Below are 19502 nucleotides of genomic sequence, written 5' to 3' on the forward strand. Positions count from 1 at the left end.
AGAAGCGAGGCCCGCCGGGGGGCAGGCAGGAAAGCTGCATGATAACAGCGCGTTACCACCCAAGGTCAAGGCTGGTAGGGCTTGGCCAGCGCCGCTATCTCGCCGCTCTCCACCATGGCTTGCAACGCCTGCGCCAGCTTGGGGCCCAGCTCGTGGTGGGGCGAGTGCTTGCTCATCCCGAGGTAGAGCACCACCGGGTTGGGGGGCTGGAAGGGCGCCTTGACGAGGCCGGCGTCGTTGCGCTGGCTCAGGGCGTAATCCACCTGGCAGTCGGTCCCTATCATCAGGGGCAGGTGGCCCCGCTCCACCATGCGCTGCAACTGGTCTTCGGTGGGGACCCCGTGCTTGTCGAGCTGGGTGTCGCCATCGAAGGGGGGGAAGTAGGCGGAGTTGAGCACATAGCCTATCTCGCGGCCTCGCAGATCCTCGTAGCGCCTGAGACCTGCCACGGCGGCGGGCTTGCCATAGAAGGCAGGCCGGCACTGGTAATAGGACGGCTGCAGGTAGTCGATGAAGGCGGCCCGCTCATCGGTGTGAGCCAGCCCTATCATCAGATCCACCTGACCGGTCTGCATCTGTTTGAGTGCCCGTCCCCAGGGCACCCGTTTGAGGGTGAGCACAATGCCGCTGCGTGCCTGCAACTGGCGCAGAATGTCGATATCCAGCCCCTGGAAGTCGTCGTTCTCTGCCAGCATGCGAAACGGCGGCCAGACATCGGTGGCCACCGTCAGGGTCGGCGCACCTTGCGCCCAGCAGGCAAACAACAGACAAAGCGCACCCCAGCTTGTCTTGCCCATCCAGCTTTCGCCTTCTTTTGTTACATCCTTGTGAGCTAAAAATACCCTCAAGCACCACTTATGAAAACCCATGGAGTCGAGATAAAATGCATTGATTTAAAAGGAGAACCTAATGAACCCCATCATGACCAGTATCGGCCTGCTCATCTGCAGCAACGTCTTCATGACGTTTGCCTGGTACGCCCATCTCAAGAGCATGAATCACAAACCCTGGATCATCGCCGCCCTGGTGAGCTGGGGGATAGCCCTGTTCGAATACCTGTTGCAGGTGCCCGCCAACCGCATCGGCCACACCGTGCTCTCCGTCGGCCAGCTCAAGATCCTGCAGGAGGTGATCACCCTCACCGTGTTCGTTCCCTTCTCCATCTTCTATCTGAAAGAAGATCTGAAGTGGGACTACCTCTGGGCGGGTCTGTGCATCCTGGGCGCGGTCTTTTTTGTGTTCCGCGAAAAACTGACCGGCGCCTGAGGCTGTACACTCAAGCCATTCATCATCCCCCAGCCCTTTGAGCGACGAGGCCCCTCATGGAATTGAGAGACATGCTGCAGATCCTGGCCAAACAGGACGGTTCCGATCTCTATCTCTCCACCGGCGCCCCCCCCTGCGCCAAGTTCAACGGCGCCCTGCGCCCCCTCACCCAGGAGCCCCTGGGGCCGGGCGAGGTGGCCCGCATCGCCTACGACATCATGGATCTCGAGCAGAAACAGCAGTTCGAGAAAGAGCTGGAGATGAACCTCGCCATCTCCCTGCCCCAGATAGGCCGTTTTCGGGTCAACATCTTCAAGCAGCGCAATGAAGTCTCCCTGGTGGCGCGCAACATCAAGACCGAGATCCCCCGCTTCGAGGATCTCAAACTCCCTCCGGTGCTCCTCGACACCATCATGGAGAAGCGGGGTCTGGTGCTCTTCGTCGGCGGCACGGGGTCCGGCAAGTCCACGTCGCTCGCGGCCCTCATCGATCATCGCAACCGCAACAGCGGCGGCCACATCATCACCATCGAGGATCCGGTGGAGTTCGTCCACCGCCACCAGAAGAGCATCATCAACCAGCGGGAGGTGGGGGTGGATACCCGCAGCTTCCACGCGGCCCTGAAGAACACCCTGCGCCAGGCGCCGGACGTCATCCTCATCGGTGAAATCCGCGATCGGGAGACCATGGAGCATGCCCTCGCCTTCTCGGAAACCGGGCATCTGGCCATCTCCACCCTGCACGCCAACAACGCCAACCAGGCGCTGGATCGCATCATCAACTTCTTCCCGGAAGAGCGCAGACCCCAGCTGCTCAACGACCTTGGCAACAACCTCAAGGCCTTTGTCTCCCAGCGGCTGGTGAAGACCACGGACGGCGGGCGCCGGGCGGCGGTGGAGGTAATGCTCGGGACCCACACGGTGCGCGATCTCATCAAGCGCGGCGAGTTTGGCGGCCTCAAGGAGATCATGGAAAAATCCAGGGCCCTTGGCATGGTGACCTTCGACAGCACCCTGTTCGATCTGGTGGTCGAGGGGGTGATCGACGAGGAGGAGGCGGTGAAGAACGCGGACTCCCAGAACAACCTGCGCCTCAAGATCAAACTCTGGCGGGAGAAGGGTCAGATAGGCAACAGCGCGGCGGCGAGCGGCTGGAGCCTGGAGCCCACCAAGGACGAGGGCGACCTCTTCTGAGACGGGCCCGGCGGCCACGAAAAAGGGAACCCTCGGGTTCCCTTTTGCATGTGGGCAGGCATCAGCCCTTCTGGACCAGCCCTATCTGGCCGGGCTCGCACCACTCGAACGTCACCTCTTCGTGCTTGCCGCAGCAGGAGCCGCCACACAGGCGGCTCTCCCGCTTGGCGACGCGCCCCTTGCGCATCCAGACCCCGAGCATGGCCTCCACCGCATCCTCGGAGGTGTGGAAGTGGCGGGCCAGCGCCCGCCGGCTCACCTTCTTGTGCAGGGCCAGATAGTCCCCCAGTTCACGCAGGATCACAGAATACCCTCCCTCTCGGCGCACTCGCCCCTGACCATGAGCCCCTTCACAGGGTCACCACCTTGCGGGCGACGATGTCGCCGTGACGACGCCCCAGCCACCAGAGCAGCACCAGGGAGAGCAGATAGCTCAGGCTCCAGACCAGGCTCTGCGCCGGGTGGGCGGCGAAGGTCGCCAGTTGATAGAAGAGGGTGGCGCACAGGAAGGCGACGTAGTTGCACCAGGCGGCGGTGAACAGGGCCCACTGGCGCCCGGTCTCGCGCACCAGAGCCCCCATGGCGGCGGCGCAGGGCATGTAGAGCAGCACGAACAGCAGGTAGGCAAAGGCTCCGGCCACGCCGTCGAAGTGGGTCTGCATGTTGCCGTAGGTGGAGGTGTCCACCTCCTGGGCCTCGGCTGCCGCCTGCTTGTCCTCCAGATCCCCCACCTTGAGCCCCATGGGATCGGCGGGGTCGATGTCCGCCAGGTTGGCGGGAATGGTGGCCAGCGCCGCTTTCAGGCTGCCCAGCAGGGAGTATTCACTCTCCTCCTCATCACCGGCGCCGCCGGCGTAGAGGCTGTTGAGGGTAGCGACCACCGCCTCCTTGGCAAAGATGCCGGTGAGGATGCCCACCGTGGCCTGCCAGTTGTCGTCCCGCACGCCTATGGGATGCAGCACCGGGGTCACGGACTGGCTCAGCTTGCTCAGCACCGAGTTCTCCTGATCCTGGTTGCCGAAGCTGCCGTCGGTGCCGAGGGAGTTGAGCACGCTCAGCACCGCCACCATCAGGACGATGGTCTTGCCCGCGCCGAAGATGAAGCCCTTGAGTTTCTGCCAGGTGCGCAGCCCCACGTCCACCGGACGGGGCCACTCGTAATCGGGCATCTCCATCACCATGGAGTCGCTCTTGCCCGGCAGCAGGGTGCTGCGCAGGAAGAGGCCGGTGAGCACCGCCACCAGGATGCCGAACAGATAGAGACCGAACACCAGATTCTGCCCCGACTCGGGGAAGAAGGCCACCGCGAACAGGGCGTAGACCGGCAGACGGGCACCGCAGGACATGAAGGGCGCCATGGCCGAGGTCATCAGCCGCTCGCGCTCCGACCCCAGGGTCCGGGTTGCCATCACCGCGGGCACGGTGCAGCCAAAGCCCATCAGCATGGGGACGAAGGCCTTGCCGGGCAGGCCGAGGCGACGCATCAGGGCGTCCACCACGAAGGCGGCGCGGGCCAGATAGCCGGAGCTCTCCAGCACCGCGAGGAAGAGAAAGAGGCAGCCCACCACGGGGATGAAGGTCGCCACCGTCTGCAAACCGGCACCCACGCCGTCCGCGAGCACGGCCCCCAGCCAGTCGGGGGCACTCATCAGCCCCAGCAGATGGTGCACCCCGTCCACGAACAGGGCCCCCCCGAGGATGTCGAAGAAGTCGATGAAGGCGCTACCCACCTTGATGGCGAACATGAACATCAGGTACATCACCAGCAGGAAGAAGGGGATGCCCACCCAGCGGTTGAGCAGCACCCTGTCCAGCCGTTCGCTCTGGGCGACGGTGAGCTTGTCCTGATGGCGGCACGCCTGCTGGCACCAGTGGTGGATATGGCCATAGCGCAAATCAGCGAGTTGCAGGTCGATGTCCTGGGCGTGGTGGGCGCGACTCACCACGTTGTCGGCCGCCGCCTGCTGCCCCGCCGCCAGGGTCTCCTGCATGGCAATGTCTTCCTCCAGCAGGCGCAGGGCGCGGCCACGGCGATGCAGATGATGGGGGGCGAGCAGGGTCTCCAGCTCGGCGATGTCCCCCTCGAGGGGCTGACCGTAGTCGAGCACCAGGGCGGGCTGGGACTGACCGATAAACTGGTGGATCCCCTCTTTGAAAGCCGCCACCTGCTGGCGATTGTGGGCCGAGAGCGACACCACGGGGCACCCCAGCGCCTTGGCGAGCAAGGCCTCGTCGATGGTGATGCGCCGCTTTTGCAGCAGATCCATCTTGTTGAGCACCACCACCATGGGCAGCCCCAGCTCCCGCAGTTGCAGGGTGAGGTAGAGGGAGCGCTCCAGGTTGGCGGCATCGATGACGTTGAGCAGCAGATCCGGCTGCTGGCGCTGGACGAAGCGGCTGGCGATCTGCTCGTCCAGGCTCGCCTCCTGGTTGGCCAGGGCATAGATGCCGGGCAGGTCCACCAGGGTGTATTCCTGCCCGCGGGCAGCAAAGGCCCCCATCTTCTTGTCGACGGTGACCCCGCTCCAGTTCCCCACCTGCTGGCGGGAGCCGGTCAGGGCGTTGAACAGGGAGGTCTTGCCGCTGTTGGGATTGCCCACTGTGACCAGGTTGTAGCTCATACCGGCTCCACCTCGATTTGCTGGGCCAGACTCCGCTGCATGGAGAGGCAGATGCCCTGGCACTGGATCTGGAGCGGGTCCCCCAGGGGGGCGGCCCGCAGATAGAGGATCTCGGTCTGGGGCAGCAGCCCCATCACCATCAGCTTGCGCCGCAAGGCGCGGCCAAGGTGGTTCATGTGCGTGATGCGAGCGCTCTGTCCCGGCGACAGCTCTGTGAGTACCATGACGGGCTCCTGAAGTTAAACAAGAATAATTCGCTTTTAATGGGGGGATTATAAGCTGTGCCCTCAACATTTATTTGCGTAAAATCAAACTCCGCTTAGCTAACCGACAAAGTATTGCCATGAGTCACGACAACAACAGCCGCCTGGTCTATAGCACGGACGGCGGCATGATCAAGGAATCCGCCCCTGCCCAGCACGCCTCCCCCTTCCCCGCCGACGGGGTCGTGCGCATCCGCCGCGAGACCAAGGGACGCAAGGGGGCCGGGGTCATCAGCATCCACGGCGTTCCCGTCGACCAGCAGAAGGCCCTCGCCACCCTGCTCAAGAAGAAGTGCGGTACCGGCGGCGGTCTCAAGGAGGGGATCATCGAGATCCAGGGGGACAAACGGGACCTTATCAAGGCCGAACTGGAGAAGGCCGGCTTTCAGGTCAAGCTGGTGGGGGGATAATTCCCCATCCCGCGCCTTGCCTCACCGGGGGTTTTTCCCTAGAATGCCCGCTCCCATCGAGGGGGAGTAGTCTCGCCACGGACCCGTTCCGTGCGCGATCCTGATCAACATACTTGGTGCCAACTCACCATGGTCAGGGTGATCCGGGCAATGCCGGATTTGACAAGACCTTTGACGGGCCAGTGCCAAAACCGGGGACGGATGGCGCAGGCTTGTCTTTGGTTTATAACAATTCCGTCCCCCGGTCATTTTTATGGAAGCCTTGTTAACCTCCACCATCAGCGTTGCCATCGCCGAGATCGGCGACAAGACACAGCTGCTGGCCCTGTTGCTCATCTGTCGTTTTCGCAAACCCTGGCCCATCATCGCCGGCATGCTGGCTGCCACCCTGCTCAACCACGCAGGGGCCGCCTGGATAGGGGAATTCATCAGTCGCTGGATGGATCCCAAGGTGATGACCTGGCTGGTCGCTGGCGCCTTCATCGCCATGGCCGCCTGGATCCTGGTGCCGGACAAGATGGACGATGAAGAGAGTTCCCTGGACAAGTACGGCCCCTTCATGGCCACCTTCGTGCTCTTCTTCATCGCCGAGATCGGTGACAAGACCCAGATAGCCACCGTGCTGCTGGCAGCCAAGTACGACTCCCTGATCCAGGTGATCACCGGTACCACCCTCGGCATGATGCTGGCCAACGTGCCCGTGGTGCTGCTCGGCAAGCTCGGGGCCGACAAGCTCCCCCTCAAGGGGATCCGCATTGCCTGCGCCATCCTCTTTGCGGGGCTTGGCATCTCCACCCTGATCTTCGCCTGACCTCCATAGAAGCCGGCGGGGGATCAGCGTGAGCACTGATCGCCACCGCCGCCCCGGACGTCCTTCAGGCCCCCTCCTCACGGCGGGGGCCTTTTTAGTGCAAAGACATGGCCCCGTGCCGCGACCTGTGTCGCAGCGCCGACGGCGCCCCTGCCCCGAGACGCAGCGCCGACGGCGCCCCTGCCCCGAGACGCGGCGCCGTGCCATAATGCCTTATCTTTCAGGCATCACGGCTTCAGGAGCCCCCATGCACCTCACCTCACGACAGACCCTGCTCGACTGGGTCAGGCGCGGCCGCCTGCCACGGGCCTCGCTGCCTGCCGCCCTGGCCCTGTGCGAGCTGCCCCCCGGCCCTGCCCGCTGGCAGTGGCTGTTCGACAGGCTGCTGCTCTGGCTCGGCTGCCTCTGCCTTGGCGCCGGCCTCGTCTTCTTCGTCGCCTTCAACTGGCAGGCCCTGGGGCGCCTCTCACGTCTCGCCCTGCTGGAGCTGCCGTTGCTCGCCATGCTCCTGGTGCTCTGGCGCAAACCCATGAGTGACACCCCGCGCCAGGTCCTGCTGCTGGCCCTGGCCCTCAACCTCGGCGCCCTGCTCGCCCTGGTGGGCCAGACCTACCAGACCGGCGCCGACCCCTGGCAGCTCTTCGCCACCTGGGCCCTGATGCTGCTGCCGCTGGCGGCCCTTGGCAGAAGCCCGCTGCTCTGGACCCTGGCCTGGCTGCTCGGTCAGCTCGCCCTGGTGCTCTACTGGCGGCTCGGCCTTCTCGATCTCTTCTTCTCCTTCAACGAGGAGGCCCTCGGCTGGTGCCTGACCCTGCTCAACGCCGCCCTCTGGGGTCTGCTCATCCTGGTGCCCGCCCGCTACGCCCTGATGCCCTCCTGGCTCGCGGGGCTGGCCGCGGGGCTCGGCATCACCCTGCTTACCCTGCTGGCCCTGTTCGATGCCGCCTCTCCCTGGGTCTGGCCTGCCTGGCTCGCCTGGCTCGGCGCCGCCTACCTGCGCTGGCACCACAGGTTCATCGCCGGGCTCGCCATGGGGTGCCTGAGCCTTATCGCCGTCATCCTCGCGGCCCTTGGCAAGTGGATGGAGCCGGACATGAACGGCTTTTTGCTGCTGGCCCTCATCGCCATCGGCCTGTCGGTGATGGCCAGCCGCTGGCTGCAACAACAACGGAGGCAGCATGTCTGATCTCACCCCCTGGGAGCGCCTGCGTGCAGCCCAACTTGTGGAAGGGGATGCCCCCCGGGATGAACAGCCCCACTGGTCGGGCCGTTTTCTGCTCGGCATGGTGGGCTGGATAGCCGCCCTCTTCCTGCTCTTCTTCCTCTTCATGGCCTTCGAGCAGCTGACCCGCGACCCCAACAACGCCCTCACCATGGGGATGGTGCTGATGGCCGCCGCCCTCGGTCTCAACCGCATGGCGACCCGCAGCGATCTCTGGGATCAGTTCGTGCTGGCGCTGGCGCTGGCGGCAGATGCCTGGCTGCTCTACGGCCTGCTGGACAGGCTGGATCTGAACGTCGCGTGGCTCTGGTTCGGTCTGACCGCCTTCTCCCTCGGGGTGGCCGCCCTGTTCGAGCACTGGCTGATCAGGCTGTTCCACAGCTTCGCCGCCGCCATCCTGCTCACCCTCGCCCTCGCCTGCCTCGGCCTGCACCTGCTGGCCCTGCCGCTGGTGATGGGCGCCGTCGCCCTGTGCTGGCTGCAGGCGGAGCGCGATCCCGCCCGCCATCTGCTCTATGAATCCCTCACCCTGGGACTGGCACTCTCCCTGCTGGTGCTGGGACGGCTGCACCACCCCCTGTGGGAGGGAGGCACCAGCGTGCTCAATGAGCTCGGCAGCTCCCGCCTGCCCCTCTGGCTCAATCCCCTGCTCTGCGCCGCCCTGCTGCTCGCGGTCATGGTTCGCCTCAGGCTGCCGCTGCGCTACGGGCTGCCGCTGGTGGTGATCAGCGCCATCATTCCCGGCATGGGGGCTGGCGCCCTGGTGCTGGTGCTCGGCTTCTACGCCGGCAGCCTGGCCCTGATGACCCTGGCAGGCCTCCTGCTGCTCGGCTTTGGCTCCCTCTATTACTACGATCTGGGGCTGACCCTGATGACCAAGTCCTGGCTGCTGCTCGCCTCGGGGGCCCTGCTGCTCGGTACCCGTCAGTGGCTCAAGCACCTTCACAACGGGAGCCCCTCATGAGACGCCTCGCCTTTTTGCTGACCGGTCTTGCCCTGCTCGCCGGCATCAACGCCGCCGTCTGGCGCTTCGAGCACGCCATGAGCCAGGGGGAGGTGGTGCTGATCGAGCTGGCACCGGTCGACCCCCGCTCCCTGATGCAGGGGGACTACATGCGCCTGAACTACGCCCTCGCCCGCCAGCTGGCGGGCCGCCAGGCCGCCTCCGGCCCCCACACCCTGGTCGTTCGCCTGGATGAACATCAGGTGGTGCACTGGGTGGAAGGGGGCAAGCCCGAGGCCCCGGGCCCGGGGGAGCGCCTGCTCAAGGTGCGCCAGCGCGACGGCCAGTGGTTTATCGGGCCTGACGCCTTCTTCTTCGAAGAGGGCACGGGAGACCAGTATGAGTCGGCCCGCTACGGCGAGTTTCGTCTGCAGGAGGATGGCAGCACCCTGCTGGTAGGGCTGAGGGACGAGGCGTTCACCCCCCTGGGTCACACCCGCCCAGCCTGGTAAAAAGGGGGCGCCGACCCGGTTGAGAGTGGCGAAATGATGACAACCCCCGACGGATAACGTCTGCGCCGGGTGGCGAAACGCCGTGACTTGGCAACACTTGAAACTGGGCACTCGGCAGCAGGACGGTCAGGATGAACATAGACATTGCAGTCCCCCTTCGCAGACTGGTCGCCTGCGCCGCCCTCGCGGCCATGGTCTGGGGCACTCCCGCGACCCAGGCCAGCCCGGCGCTCGCCAGCCTGCACTACCTCACCGAAGAGTACAAACCCTACAACTTCACCGGGGAGGATGGCGCCCCGACCGGCTTTGCCATCGACCTGCTGCACCTGGTGTGGCAAAAGACCGGCACCCCTGTCCAGCCCGTCAGCATCCTGCCCTGGGCCAGGGGTTACTACCTGCTGACCCAGAAACCCAATGTGGTGCTCTTCTCCACCGCCCGCACCGAGGCGCGCAATCCCCTGTTCAAGTGGGCCTGCCCCATCGGCTATGCCGAGATAGTGCTGATGGGGCTCGCCAGTCGCCCCCTGACCTTGACCCGCCTGGAAGATGCCCAGCGCTACACCATAGGCGCCGTGCGATCCGACGTGGGGGAGCAACTGCTGCTCAACGCCGGCTTCGACGAGCAGAAGATCATGACCGCCAACCGCCTCTCCCAGGCCCTGCGCATGCTCACCTCGGGCCGGGTCGATCTGGTCTCCAGCAACAAGTCCACCCTGCTGGATCTCATCAAGACCCAGCAGCTGGATCCTGCCCAGTTCGAGGTGCGCTGGATGTTGAGCTCCGAGCAGTACTGCTTCGCCTTCAGCCACCCGGTTGACGATGCCCTGGTCAGGGAGTTCCAGCTCGGCCTGACCCAGGTGCTGGCCAGCAGCGACTTCCAGCAGCTCCAGCACAAATACTTCCCCTCCCCCTGACCCCTTCCCCCGCCGGGGCCGCCAAGGCCCCGGCCCGCCTTTGAGGCAGCGCACGAAACCCGTTTAATGTTCGCCACTTGCAACGACAAGGGGTGACGCAGACCGTCCCGGGTCCGTAATATAGGGCGCAGGAGCCTGTTGGCCCCTTTTTCACGGCAAGGGGCAGGGCGCACGGTGGCAGCGACAGTCAGGGGCGGCAGCGTGCCCGCTGGCCGCCTTCATCGGGCAGCGCCGCGCTCACGCCCTTCCCCGCCATCTCTCCGATCTCTTGGGAATACACATGCACAACACAGCGAAATGGTTGATGAGTCTCTCGGTCTGCGCCCTTCTGATGGCCTGCGGCGGTGACAAGACCACCGGCAAGGCCTGCCTCGGGTCAAACAACGACACCCTGGTGGAGGGGATGCAGGACAAATGCAAGGCGGGGGACATTGTCGCCACCAAGCACCCGGCCTATTTCTGCGATTTCAACTACGCGGTCACCTTCAACAGCTACAACTCCGCGATTTGCGTCTACTCCGGCGGTCTGAAACCGGAGAGAACCACGGAAAAATCATAACTGGCGACCCATTTGCCCCGTCTGACACGAAGAGGGCGGCAGGATATGTGGTCAATGCCCGGGCGGCGGTGCCGCCCAGGCCATCCGGGGGCGGCTTCGCCCCTATTTCACCCGCATCAGACGGTGATGCTGCCCGGCGCACTCGAGCTGGAGCACCTGGGATCGGGCCATGGCCTCCACCCTGGCCAGCATCTCGGCGCTGTAGCCCTTGCGGCGCATCCATTGCAAGGGCTCCTCGAAGCCCCCTTCGTTGACCACGAAGGTATCTGTGTAGGACTCCTTGACGATGCTGACCACCCAGATGCGCTGCTGAAACTCGCAGAGTCCGGCCACCAGGGTGGCCGTCCGCCCGGCAAGGGCGCGCACACGGCGGGCAAGAAGATGAACCATGGTATGGGCTCCGGACTGATAAAAGGGAAAACAGACTGGCACCCGGGTGGACGCGCCACCCTGTGCCCTCTCAACCCGCCCCGCTGCTATCGCGGGGCAGGCACCTGACTGGAAGGGGGCGGGTTCCCGCCCTCCCCTGCGGCCCGGCGCTGGCGCTTGACCGCATACATGCTCGCATCGGCCCGGTTCAGCGCCTCCTCGACGCTGACCTCGGCCGGCATCACGGCCACCGCCCCCACGCTGGCACCGGGATAATGGATCACCTTGTCCCCCACCGGCAGTGACAGCACGCTGTGCTCGAACAGGCGCTGGCGAAACGCCGCCACCGCCCCGTCCAGCGTGTCGGCGTCCGGGAAAGGCCCCATGCCCACGGCCACGAACTCGTCCCCCCCAAAACGGGCCAGCAGATCGCCGCCACGCAGGGTCTCCCCCAGTTGCCGCGCCATGGCGGTGAGCAGCCTGTCCCCCGCCTCGTGGCCATACTCGTCGTTGATGGCCTTGAAGCCATCGAGATCCACAAAGGCGATGAGCACCGGATGCCCCGCCCGCTCCGACAACGAGAAGAGGCGGGTGAGTTCGAGCATCAGGGCGCGGCGATTGGGGAGCCCGGTGAGGGGATCGGAGAGGGCCAGGCGCGAGAGCTCGTCGTTGGCCTGCTGCAATTGCCGCAGCAGTTGCTCCCGCTCCACCTGTTCGGCAATCAGGTGCGCGAAGAAGGCGATGAGCTGCTGCGCCCCCGCCACCGCGGGTTTTTGTTCGGTACTGGCGCCGCACAGGGTGCCATAGAGGGAGCCGGTCGAGGTGCGAACCGGGCTGCTCAGATAGGAGCGAATGCCGAGCTCGCTGGCCGCCTGGGAGTCCCCCCACAGAGCGGCGACGTCATCGGTGTAGCCAATCTCTTCGTCGATGGCGCGGCGACACAGGGTATCGCTCCACTCCACCGTCATCCCCTCGGGGATCTGCAGCCCGGCCACATTGCGGGCATAACGGACATGCTGGGTGCTTTGCCCGAGGTCAATCTCGGTGAGATAGGTCGACTCCAGCCCGGTCACCGACGCCAGCATCTCCAGCAAGGGGCGGGTCAGGCTCTCCAGATCCCGCGCGTTTATCATCTGCTCCGAGAGCGCCAGCAAAATTTTATCCATGCCTACCTCCACTACTGCGTGCATCTGATGGGCGGCTACCTTAGCCAACTCGGGGCGGGCCCGACAAGCGGCAGACCGCGATTGACCGGGGGAAAGATCGATTTGTTCACATTTTGGCATAACCGGACCCCAAGCGGCGTCGCCATGCGAAACACAGGGACACAACCCTGCCCTCACCCCTGGGTGCCGGGTCGATTCCCGCCGCGTATTCACCCACGGTCACCATCCCCTCTCCCCTTGCGGGAGAGGGTCAGGGTGAGGGGTCACTCGCCGTCATTTGGCATGGCTACGCCGTAGGGTCGGTAGGGTCGATTAGCGAAGCGTAATCGTCCGCGGTAACCATCCCCTCGCCCTTTGGGGGAGAGGGCTAGGGTGAGGGGTTGGGTAACCTTATTGCTCGGTGGAATATCGCTCCACGCCTGATTGGCATGGCTCCGCCATGCAGGACACGAGGACTTCGTCCTCGACGGGGTTTCGCCGCCGCTGCGCGGCTTGGCGAGTGACTTTGGAAAGACCCAAAGTCACCAAAGGTCTTCACCCCCGCTTGTTCGCCCTCCTACCGTCGGGTGCCCTCGGTTCACCCCTTTGTCCCACGGCACGCGCCGATGGGCCATCCCTGGCCCAGCGGCGCTCGCTCGGCGTCCAGCCTCGCGGCCTGGACAAACGGGCTCACCTCGGCGAACAACAGGGGGCAACACCCAACCCGCAGCGCCGAGGCCGGTTAACAAGCGTAGGGGGCAATAAGCGCAGCGCATTGCACCGCAGTAACAGTCCCTGTCTATTCGGGGCAAGGATCGGGAGGGGTGTCATCTCAGAACCAACCCCTCGCCCACCCCATGGCGAGATCAGATTGTCGCCCCCATGCAACAGGTGTCATCGACATGGTTGCATAGGTGAAAAAATCATTGTGTATATAACAGCAAACGGCAAATATCCCTATCGAGAAACAGTTTTATATTGAAGGCCCTATAGTGAGTATTTCACCGTAATAACACCCTATTTCTTGAACGTCCGCTTACGCTTCTCCAATCGAACCTATGGCCATATTTATTTACCCCAATAACATTAGAGAAATTCAATACAATGCACAGTAGAAAATCATAAGGAAATAATGCCTTGCTATGTAACACTCAAAAACTGACGGCATTTATTTTAGTCATTACGTTAGGTAACCGAACTGGGTGATTATGAAAATACAAATGTACAAAGCTGACAACGGCGATTGCATTTCAATTAAAACTCAATCTGCATTTATTTTAATTGATGGTGGTACCGCACAGTCATTTTCTAACTGGAGCATGGATGTTACTGGGGGTGGCAAAAAAATAGATGCAGTGATAGTTACACACATAGATAATGACCACATTAATGGTATCATTAAACTATTGATGCATCCAGAATGCCCAACTATTGGGAAAATTTATTTCAACGGAGCAGAACAATTTTTTGGAAAATCATCTACTGATAATATAGACCTTCGAGCAGATCTTAAGCTCAAAGCTATTTATGAGGAGAGTAAAGAAATTGCAGAAAAAACTAAAATTGGTCACTCAGAAGGCACGTCGCTATCCTATCTGATTTCTAATGAAAGCTATAAGTGCAACGATATCGTTAATGGTAACGCTTTATATAGAGAAATATGCGACCATTTTTATATAGGCAATTTGAAGCTTTCCATCATAGGGCCAAGCAAAGATGATCTCTTTAATCTAAAAAATATTTGGGAAGACAAGCTTAAGGAAAAAAATATTAACCCTCGAATCATAAATAAATGTCACTATGATTCATTTGAACAATACACTGGAAATATTAGAGGGTTACTTACTAATTCTCACCAGATCTCATCAGCAGAAAACAATAGCATTTTCGAATTGGCAAATTCGAAATTTTATGATGATGAATCACCAACCAACAGAAGCAGCTTTGCATTTTTAATTGAACATGATGGTAAAAAAATAATTTACCTGGGTGACTGCCATGCTAGTGTTTTCATATCTTGGCTAGATGAGAATAGAATAGATGTAATTAAAGTTGATGCAGTAAAAATATCTCATCATGGAAGTAAAAACAATACAAGCCTAGAACTATTAAAAAGAATTGAATGTAATAAGTTTTTGATAAGTACCAACGGGCAATCTCATGGACATCCAGATATAGAGACATTGGCGAGAATAGCATTTGTGAACGCTGACTCAGATGTAGAAATTCATTTTAATTATTCGCTAGACACAATACCAGACTGGTTCAAAGATGAACTAAATAATAATTACCCAAGAACTAAATTGTTAATGAATTCTTGTGAGGTTAATCTATGACTGCAGGAGCGCTGGGGAAATTCAATATTTCTAGCATATATCTATTAGAAACACATTTTTCAGATGGAAGGGTAAAACGAGGGACCTGCTTTTCTATTGCTCGCGACTTGTTACTGACAGCTAACCATGTTGTTGATGGAGCATCAAAAATCAATGTATCTCTAAGTAGTGATGGATTTTTTAATCAAAAATATGTAGTCGCCAACATAATATATTGTAACAAATATCGTGATGTAGCCTTACTAGAGTTACCTAACGGCACGACTAGTAGCCATATTGATTTATACAAAACAACTATAAACCTAGATAATGACGTGAAGGCGTGTGGCTATCCAGTTGAAAAAGAATACTATCCAGCCCCCATCAACGTTAAGGTTACAAATAACTTCGAACACATAGCAAGTCGCGAGTACAGTTTTGAAGTTTCACAATCTGATTCAGTTAGTCAGTATAGTGGTATGTCTGGATCACCAGTTATGCATAATGAATTTTGTATAGGCATGTTGCTTGTACAGCAGAGTAATAATACTCTTTATGCTGTGTCAATTAAAGACTGCTTACAAGATAACTCTTTCCAAGAACTCATTATAAAACATGAAGTCTGCATCAAGGTTCAGGAAGGTATTGACTATAAACCACCCAATTTTCCTACATCCCCTTTCAAATACTGTATCAACTGCAATGCTGACACTCCAAATATAAAGGGCATTGAAATTGGCTTTACCTTTAATCAATGGAACTTAAGTGATTTCACTGAGTTAGTGTACGACTGGATTATTGACTATTGTTTATCACCCAAGCAACAAGTGAATTTTACCGGCGGACATAGAAGTCTATTTAAATATGCGAGATCACATTATCCAGTCGAAGATCTTAGTGCTCTGGGTGATCTCTGCCTCCACATTGCCATTAGAGAGTCTTATTCCACAATTCCAATAATGAATAAGCTTTTTGATGTAAATAATAAAACTTTTTCATGTACTCATGCTGTTTTGAATTTTAATAGCATCGAACTTTGGATAGGTGCATCAGCTGTTACAACTAACATCGAAGCTGCTGTGAAATCTGCAATAGAAAGCGTCAATTATATTATTGACGTCAAATCTCTTAAAAATAGACTAATTGCACTTACTTCAGAAATCGATGAATCGTGGCCTCATAAAGATAAACTTCAACGCTTAGCTGACTCGAAGCTTAACTTAGATGAACGCTTTGATAAGATAATCATCCCTATTTTCTTGATGCATAACAGTGAGTTAATCACACAGTATGATAAAGAAAAGTTCATCGAATTGTTTTATGAAAAAGTCGCAGAATGTAGGGGGCTGCTAAAAGAAGGCATTGACCATAAGGCCATAGACCTTATTGATTTAAGAGTTTTTTATTTTCCTGTATCAGACATAAAAAAAGTAAATGCTGCATTACTTGAGGAGTTGAACTCATGAGTGCTTGGTATCAAGATGTCAAAAAACACTTGAGTAATCCAGAATTTTCCATGTGGGATGAGTTTCTGATTTCTCTGGTGAACGAATATAATAGTCATGCTAATGAAGCTCTCGTACAGGATATTGTGATACGAGCATTAGAAAGAAAAAAAGAAATGCCAAATGGTTTTGTATTAGACCATATTTTAGGTGAAATCGGATTATACCCATACATTAATAAAGATACGCATTCGAATAAAGATAAATTTAGGCAAGGCTTATTCACTACACCTCAAGATGAAAATAAAACATTTCATATTCGCCAAGCAGAAGTTTTTCATAGGATTATGAGTGGTGAAAATATCATTTTAAGCGCACCAACAAGCTTTGGTAAGAGCTTGATAATTGAGGCCATTGTAGCCAGCAATTCATTCAATAATATAGTTATTGTTGTTCCCACAATAGCATTAATAGATGAGTTAAAGAAAAAACTTATAAAATATAAAGAAAAATACAAACTAGTTACACAAGTCTCTCAAGAACCAAGTAAAAGAAATATTTTTATTTTGACTCAGGAAAGAGTTCTTGAATTTAAAAACATCGGTAATGTTGACTTTTTTGTTATTGATGAGTTTTATAAACTAGCACCAGTTAACGATACGGATGACCGGAGTGATAGATTGAATATAGCGTTTAGAATGCTATATAAAAAATGCAAACGATTCTATATGTTAGGCCCCAATATTAATGGTTTAGTTTCTGGCATTGAAAATGAACTACGGTGTACATTTCTTAAGTTTGACTCCTACAAAACTGTTGCTACAAATGAGTTTTATTACCCTCTAAAAACTGTTGGTAAAGATGAGCTTATTGATGTAGAAAGAGACATTTTATTAAAGAAAATACTGAGTGGTATTGGTAGACAAGAACAGACTGTTATTTACTGCAAGTCGCCAAAACGTGTAAGTTCATTGATGACTCGTATTTTAAGTATGGGACTACTTCATGGTGATGATACGAATAATGAACTTGCTGCTTGGCTTGCAGAGAACTTCCATAATGATTGGTCCTTAGTTAATGGTGTAAAACACGGCATTGCTTATCATCATGCTCAGATTCCAAGAGCGGTTGGAGCCTTAATAGTAGATCTTTTTAATGACTCAAAAATAAATATTCTTATTTGTACTTCAACTCTAATTGAGGGGGTTAATACAAACGCAAAAAACATAATCATATATGATGACTGTATAACGAAAAAAACTAAACTGGACATGTTTACGTTCAATAATATTGCCGGTCGTTCAGGCAGAATGTTTGAGCACTTTATTGGTAATGTATATATATTTGGCGATAAACCTCAAGTGGAGCTGCCATTTATTGATATTCCAATTATAACTCAAAGCGAACAAGCCTCAGAGTCCTTGTTGCTACATTTGGGTGATGATATTTATGAAGAAAACAAAGGGAAAATCAAAAAATTTTACGATCAAACAATTCTTCCCATGTCCTTACTACTAAAGCATCAAGGCATTGACCCTAATAAATTAATCCAATTAGCAGAAGTGTTAACTGACAAATGTAATGCTTGGAATAAGTTAATGTGTTGGGATGGAATTTACCCCACATCTATACAATTAAAACATCTTTCTGAAATATTATTCAAGCACTTCAACATTTCTTCCATGGGAGGAGGAACTGTTCGTTCAGCAAGTCAATTACATAGAAAACTTGTAGATATAATAAATAAGGTTGATGACAAAGTACTGATTCAGCAGAACTATAACTATTGGCATAGCAAAGACAACACTTACAATATTGACGACTCTGTTCAAGCTATTTTTAACTTCAAGAAGAACCTAGTAAATTACAATCTTCCAAAAATAATTTATGCGGTTAGTGATGTTCAGGAGGTTATATTTAAAAGATTTAAATATCCCTCTGGAGATTACAAATCATTTGCATCTTCTCTTGAAAACTTTTATTACCCAGCTGCAATTAATTCATTGGAGGAATTTGGAATTCCAAGTCAAGTTGCCAAGATTTTCATTGAAAAAAATAAAAGTCACATTGAAGATATAGATAATATAGACTCGGTAATTGATTATTTAACTTCCAAATATGAAAAATCATACTCATACTTGACTCGTTTTGAGCTTGATTTTATAAAAAGAGCTATTTCATATATGTAGAATTCGCTAAAGCTCTTTGAGCTTAAACATGTAAAACCGCAGCCTTGAGCTGCGGTTTTTATTTCTATTCCCCAAACACGCTTTGACCCAAGCCAAAGCCCTATTTCCCCAACCCCTTGCACTGCGCTGCCCCTACGGCGGGATAGGCGGCGAGCGTATCAACGAGAGCGGCGCGCAGGCTGCCGGATTGGCAGAAATCACAGCTACCGCCAGCGTCGATATCGGTGATGCGGGCGCCCTGCGGCCCTTCCTGTACCAGATAGGTGCTGACAAAACGGTAGGTGCCGCTGGAGGCGTAGAGCGGGGTGCCCGGCTCGCCAAAGGTGAAACGCACCTTGACCTCGCTGCGATCCCGGCTGCCGGCGATGGCGCGTGACGAGAGGATCTCAGAGCCCAGCAGGTGATCCCAGGCATTGGGCAGAAAGGGGTTGCCCTCGACGAAGGGGGGCTTCTCGTCCGGGGCTTCGCGAGTTGCTATCTCCCGCGCCTTGGAGGCAGCATTGAGCAGGCAGAGCAGCTCGGGGGAGACGATGTTGGGCAACGCACCGCCCAGGTCTGCCTGATAGAGGCCGCTCGGTTTGACTTGGCGCTCCCAGACCAGAAACTCGGCCACCTTGGCGCGGGCTTGGACCTGCATATCGGGGGCTGTGGCGGCCACAGACAGCCCGGACGCCAGCAGAGGCAGGGCCAGAAACGGCATCCAGTTCAACTTCATGACGTCATCTCCTTGTTATTCTTGAAAAACAGAGCCGCCATCGGGCCGGTTTATGCCGTATATTGGCCCTCTCCCTACCACAAAGGAACTGCCTCTTGAGACCCTATCCCGCCCTGTTGCTCTTGCTGGCAACCACTGCCGTTCAGGCCGAACAGGATTGTACTGCGCCGGTGACACAAACCGACATGAACATCTGTGCGTTTCAGGATTACCAGCGAGCCGATGCCAAGCTCAATGCCGCCTATAAAAAGCGGGTTGCCTCCCTGGAGAAGGCACAGCTGGAGAGGCTGAGAACTGCGCAACGGGCCTGGATCGCCTTTCGCGATGCCCAGTGCCGCTACGAGGCCGGCGTCTATGAAGGGGGATCAATGGCGCCGATGGTCCACAGCAGTTGTCTCACCCAGTTGACCGAGGCGCGCACCAAAGACCTGAACACACTGCCGGACCAGCCATGATCAGAGGCGCCAACCAGGTCAGGTAGGAACTGGGGGCAAGTAACAGACGGCTTGCAGGCACTCCGGTGAGTCATGATGCGAGCTCCCCTCACCCTGACCCTCTCCCGCAAGGGGAGAGGTGATCAGACCGAAAAATGCCGAGGCTTTGGCAGGCC

The 19502-nt window shown here is 56.5% G+C and carries 20 protein-coding genes; 13 read left to right on the forward strand and 7 right to left on the reverse strand.

Annotation, left to right across the window (positions count from 1 at the left end; genetic code table 11):
- Positions 1 to 65: 65 nt before the first annotated feature.
- The gene (locus BGO64_RS18880; protein ID WP_261999201.1) at positions 66 to 797 is read right to left on the reverse strand and encodes a substrate-binding periplasmic protein; all 732 of its coding nucleotides are present in this window, start codon (positions 795 to 797) and stop codon (positions 66 to 68) included.
- A 112-nt stretch (positions 798 to 909) separates the two neighbouring features.
- On the opposite strand from BGO64_RS18880, the gene BGO64_RS18885 reads away from it, so the two are divergent.
- Complete coding sequence (locus tag BGO64_RS18885; protein WP_010675200.1) at positions 910 to 1266, forward strand: DMT family protein; 357 nt, start codon at positions 910 to 912, stop codon at positions 1264 to 1266.
- Between the two features lie 56 nt (positions 1267 to 1322).
- A complete protein-coding gene (gene tapW, locus BGO64_RS18890) occupies positions 1323 to 2459 on the forward strand; it encodes a type IVa pilus ATPase TapW (protein WP_029314740.1) in 1137 nt (378 codons plus the stop codon).
- A 61-nt stretch (positions 2460 to 2520) separates the two neighbouring features.
- Here tapW and BGO64_RS18895 read toward each other — a convergent pair whose 3' ends face one another.
- The 3 genes from BGO64_RS18895 to BGO64_RS18905 are packed head-to-tail and all read right to left on the reverse strand — an operon-like array spanning position 2521 to position 5304.
- Positions 2521 to 2763, reverse strand: a complete 243-nt coding sequence (locus BGO64_RS18895) for a FeoC-like transcriptional regulator (protein WP_039041210.1) — start codon at positions 2761 to 2763, stop codon at positions 2521 to 2523.
- 46 nt (positions 2764 to 2809) lie between these two features.
- Positions 2810 to 5080, reverse strand: coding sequence for a Fe(2+) transporter permease subunit FeoB (gene feoB, locus BGO64_RS18900; RefSeq protein WP_111896890.1), 2271 nt, complete (start codon positions 5078 to 5080; stop codon positions 2810 to 2812).
- Entirely contained in the window at positions 5077 to 5304 is a 228-nt protein-coding gene (locus tag BGO64_RS18905) for a FeoA family protein (RefSeq protein WP_010675204.1), read from the reverse strand. Before BGO64_RS18905 ends, feoB begins: the two co-directional genes overlap by 4 nt.
- Before the next feature lie 119 nt (positions 5305 to 5423).
- Here BGO64_RS18905 and BGO64_RS18910 point away from each other — a divergent pair, with 119 nt between their 5' ends.
- The 7 genes from BGO64_RS18910 (at position 5424) to BGO64_RS18940 (ending at position 10714) form a co-directional block, all read left to right on the forward strand.
- The gene (locus BGO64_RS18910) at positions 5424 to 5753 is read left to right on the forward strand and encodes a translation initiation factor (protein WP_010675205.1); all 330 of its coding nucleotides are present in this window, start codon (positions 5424 to 5426) and stop codon (positions 5751 to 5753) included.
- Between the two features lie 253 nt (positions 5754 to 6006).
- Positions 6007 to 6564, forward strand: coding sequence for a TMEM165/GDT1 family protein (locus BGO64_RS18915; RefSeq protein WP_010675206.1), 558 nt, complete (start codon positions 6007 to 6009; stop codon positions 6562 to 6564).
- Between the two features lie 247 nt (positions 6565 to 6811).
- Positions 6812 to 7750 (forward strand): DUF2157 domain-containing protein, encoded by a 939-nt coding sequence (locus tag BGO64_RS18920; protein ID WP_286701187.1) that lies wholly within the window; start codon positions 6812 to 6814, stop codon positions 7748 to 7750.
- Complete coding sequence (locus BGO64_RS18925) at positions 7743 to 8750, forward strand: DUF4401 domain-containing protein (protein WP_042014995.1); 1008 nt, start codon at positions 7743 to 7745, stop codon at positions 8748 to 8750. Before BGO64_RS18920 ends, BGO64_RS18925 begins: the two co-directional genes overlap by 8 nt.
- On the forward strand, positions 8747 to 9241 hold the full coding sequence (locus BGO64_RS18930; protein WP_286701188.1) for a GDYXXLXY domain-containing protein: 495 nt from the start codon (positions 8747 to 8749) through the stop codon (positions 9239 to 9241). The genes BGO64_RS18925 and BGO64_RS18930 overlap by 4 nt, the downstream gene beginning before the upstream one ends.
- Before the next feature lie 191 nt (positions 9242 to 9432).
- Positions 9433 to 10155 carry a substrate-binding periplasmic protein gene (locus BGO64_RS18935; protein WP_041215870.1) on the forward strand — a complete coding sequence of 241 codons (723 nt, stop codon included), beginning with the start codon at positions 9433 to 9435 and terminating at the stop codon, positions 10153 to 10155.
- 280 nt (positions 10156 to 10435) lie between these two features.
- The gene (locus tag BGO64_RS18940; protein ID WP_029314742.1) at positions 10436 to 10714 is read left to right on the forward strand and encodes a hypothetical protein; all 279 of its coding nucleotides are present in this window, start codon (positions 10436 to 10438) and stop codon (positions 10712 to 10714) included.
- A 102-nt stretch (positions 10715 to 10816) separates the two neighbouring features.
- Here BGO64_RS18940 and BGO64_RS18945 read toward each other — a convergent pair whose 3' ends face one another.
- Both BGO64_RS18945 and BGO64_RS18950 read right to left on the reverse strand, forming a co-directional pair.
- Positions 10817 to 11104 (reverse strand): hypothetical protein, encoded by a 288-nt coding sequence (locus BGO64_RS18945; protein ID WP_286701189.1) that lies wholly within the window; start codon positions 11102 to 11104, stop codon positions 10817 to 10819.
- Positions 11105 to 11190: 86 nt separating this feature from the next.
- Positions 11191 to 12249 carry a GGDEF domain-containing protein gene (locus BGO64_RS18950; RefSeq protein ID WP_286701190.1) on the reverse strand — a complete coding sequence of 353 codons (1059 nt, stop codon included), beginning with the start codon at positions 12247 to 12249 and terminating at the stop codon, positions 11191 to 11193.
- 1199 nt (positions 12250 to 13448) lie between these two features.
- Between BGO64_RS18950 and BGO64_RS18955 the strand changes: the two genes are divergently transcribed.
- The 3 genes from BGO64_RS18955 to BGO64_RS18965 are packed head-to-tail and all read left to right on the forward strand — an operon-like array spanning position 13449 to position 18177.
- Positions 13449 to 14564, forward strand: coding sequence for a ComEC/Rec2 family competence protein (locus BGO64_RS18955; RefSeq protein ID WP_286701191.1), 1116 nt, complete (start codon positions 13449 to 13451; stop codon positions 14562 to 14564).
- Positions 14561 to 16009, forward strand: a complete 1449-nt coding sequence (locus tag BGO64_RS18960) for a Hachiman antiphage defense system protein HamA (protein ID WP_286701192.1) — start codon at positions 14561 to 14563, stop codon at positions 16007 to 16009. The genes BGO64_RS18955 and BGO64_RS18960 overlap by 4 nt, the downstream gene beginning before the upstream one ends.
- Positions 16006 to 18177: a DEAD/DEAH box helicase gene (locus BGO64_RS18965; RefSeq protein WP_286701193.1), complete on the forward strand. Its 2172-nt coding sequence runs from the start codon at positions 16006 to 16008 to the stop codon at positions 18175 to 18177. Before BGO64_RS18960 ends, BGO64_RS18965 begins: the two co-directional genes overlap by 4 nt.
- A 100-nt stretch (positions 18178 to 18277) precedes the next feature.
- Here BGO64_RS18965 and BGO64_RS18970 read toward each other — a convergent pair whose 3' ends face one another.
- The gene (locus tag BGO64_RS18970) at positions 18278 to 18892 is read right to left on the reverse strand and encodes a hypothetical protein (RefSeq protein WP_286701194.1); all 615 of its coding nucleotides are present in this window, start codon (positions 18890 to 18892) and stop codon (positions 18278 to 18280) included.
- Positions 18893 to 18987: 95 nt separating this feature from the next.
- Here BGO64_RS18970 and BGO64_RS18975 point away from each other — a divergent pair, with 95 nt between their 5' ends.
- On the forward strand, positions 18988 to 19347 hold the full coding sequence (locus tag BGO64_RS18975; protein WP_010675218.1) for a lysozyme inhibitor LprI family protein: 360 nt from the start codon (positions 18988 to 18990) through the stop codon (positions 19345 to 19347).
- Positions 19348 to 19502: the final 155 nt, after the last annotated feature.

The sequence above is a fragment of the Aeromonas sp. 62-46 genome (assembly GCF_001898585.1).
Lineage (GTDB): Bacteria > Pseudomonadota > Gammaproteobacteria > Enterobacterales > Aeromonadaceae > Aeromonas > Aeromonas caviae.

What these genes read in the sequence shown, in the direction of transcription:
- BGO64_RS18960 (WP_286701192.1), top strand. Translation starts at nt 14,561, where the DNA reads ATGACTGCAGGAGCGCTGGGGAAATTCAATATTTCTAGCATATATCTA.
- BGO64_RS18915 (WP_010675206.1), top strand. Translation starts at nt 6,007, where the DNA reads ATGGAAGCCTTGTTAACCTCCACCATCAGCGTTGCCATCGCCGAGATC.
- BGO64_RS18920 (WP_286701187.1), top strand. Translation starts at nt 6,812, where the DNA reads ATGCACCTCACCTCACGACAGACCCTGCTCGACTGGGTCAGGCGCGGC.
- BGO64_RS18970 (WP_286701194.1), bottom strand. Translation starts at nt 18,892, where the DNA reads ATGAAGTTGAACTGGATGCCGTTTCTGGCCCTGCCTCTGCTGGCGTCC.
- BGO64_RS18880 (WP_261999201.1), bottom strand. Translation starts at nt 797, where the DNA reads ATGGGCAAGACAAGCTGGGGTGCGCTTTGTCTGTTGTTTGCCTGCTGG.
- BGO64_RS18955 (WP_286701191.1), top strand. Translation starts at nt 13,449, where the DNA reads ATGTACAAAGCTGACAACGGCGATTGCATTTCAATTAAAACTCAATCT.
- BGO64_RS18965 (WP_286701193.1), top strand. Translation starts at nt 16,006, where the DNA reads ATGAGTGCTTGGTATCAAGATGTCAAAAAACACTTGAGTAATCCAGAA.
- BGO64_RS18950 (WP_286701190.1), bottom strand. Translation starts at nt 12,249, where the DNA reads ATGGATAAAATTTTGCTGGCGCTCTCGGAGCAGATGATAAACGCGCGG.
- BGO64_RS18930 (WP_286701188.1), top strand. Translation starts at nt 8,747, where the DNA reads ATGAGACGCCTCGCCTTTTTGCTGACCGGTCTTGCCCTGCTCGCCGGC.
- BGO64_RS18905 (WP_010675204.1), bottom strand. Translation starts at nt 5,304, where the DNA reads ATGGTACTCACAGAGCTGTCGCCGGGACAGAGCGCTCGCATCACGCAC.
- BGO64_RS18910 (WP_010675205.1), top strand. Translation starts at nt 5,424, where the DNA reads ATGAGTCACGACAACAACAGCCGCCTGGTCTATAGCACGGACGGCGGC.
- feoB (WP_111896890.1), bottom strand. Translation starts at nt 5,080, where the DNA reads ATGAGCTACAACCTGGTCACAGTGGGCAATCCCAACAGCGGCAAGACC.
- BGO64_RS18940 (WP_029314742.1), top strand. Translation starts at nt 10,436, where the DNA reads ATGCACAACACAGCGAAATGGTTGATGAGTCTCTCGGTCTGCGCCCTT.
- tapW (WP_029314740.1), top strand. Translation starts at nt 1,323, where the DNA reads ATGGAATTGAGAGACATGCTGCAGATCCTGGCCAAACAGGACGGTTCC.
- BGO64_RS18885 (WP_010675200.1), top strand. Translation starts at nt 910, where the DNA reads ATGAACCCCATCATGACCAGTATCGGCCTGCTCATCTGCAGCAACGTC.
- BGO64_RS18925 (WP_042014995.1), top strand. Translation starts at nt 7,743, where the DNA reads ATGTCTGATCTCACCCCCTGGGAGCGCCTGCGTGCAGCCCAACTTGTG.
- BGO64_RS18945 (WP_286701189.1), bottom strand. Translation starts at nt 11,104, where the DNA reads ATGGTTCATCTTCTTGCCCGCCGTGTGCGCGCCCTTGCCGGGCGGACG.
- BGO64_RS18935 (WP_041215870.1), top strand. Translation starts at nt 9,433, where the DNA reads ATGGTCTGGGGCACTCCCGCGACCCAGGCCAGCCCGGCGCTCGCCAGC.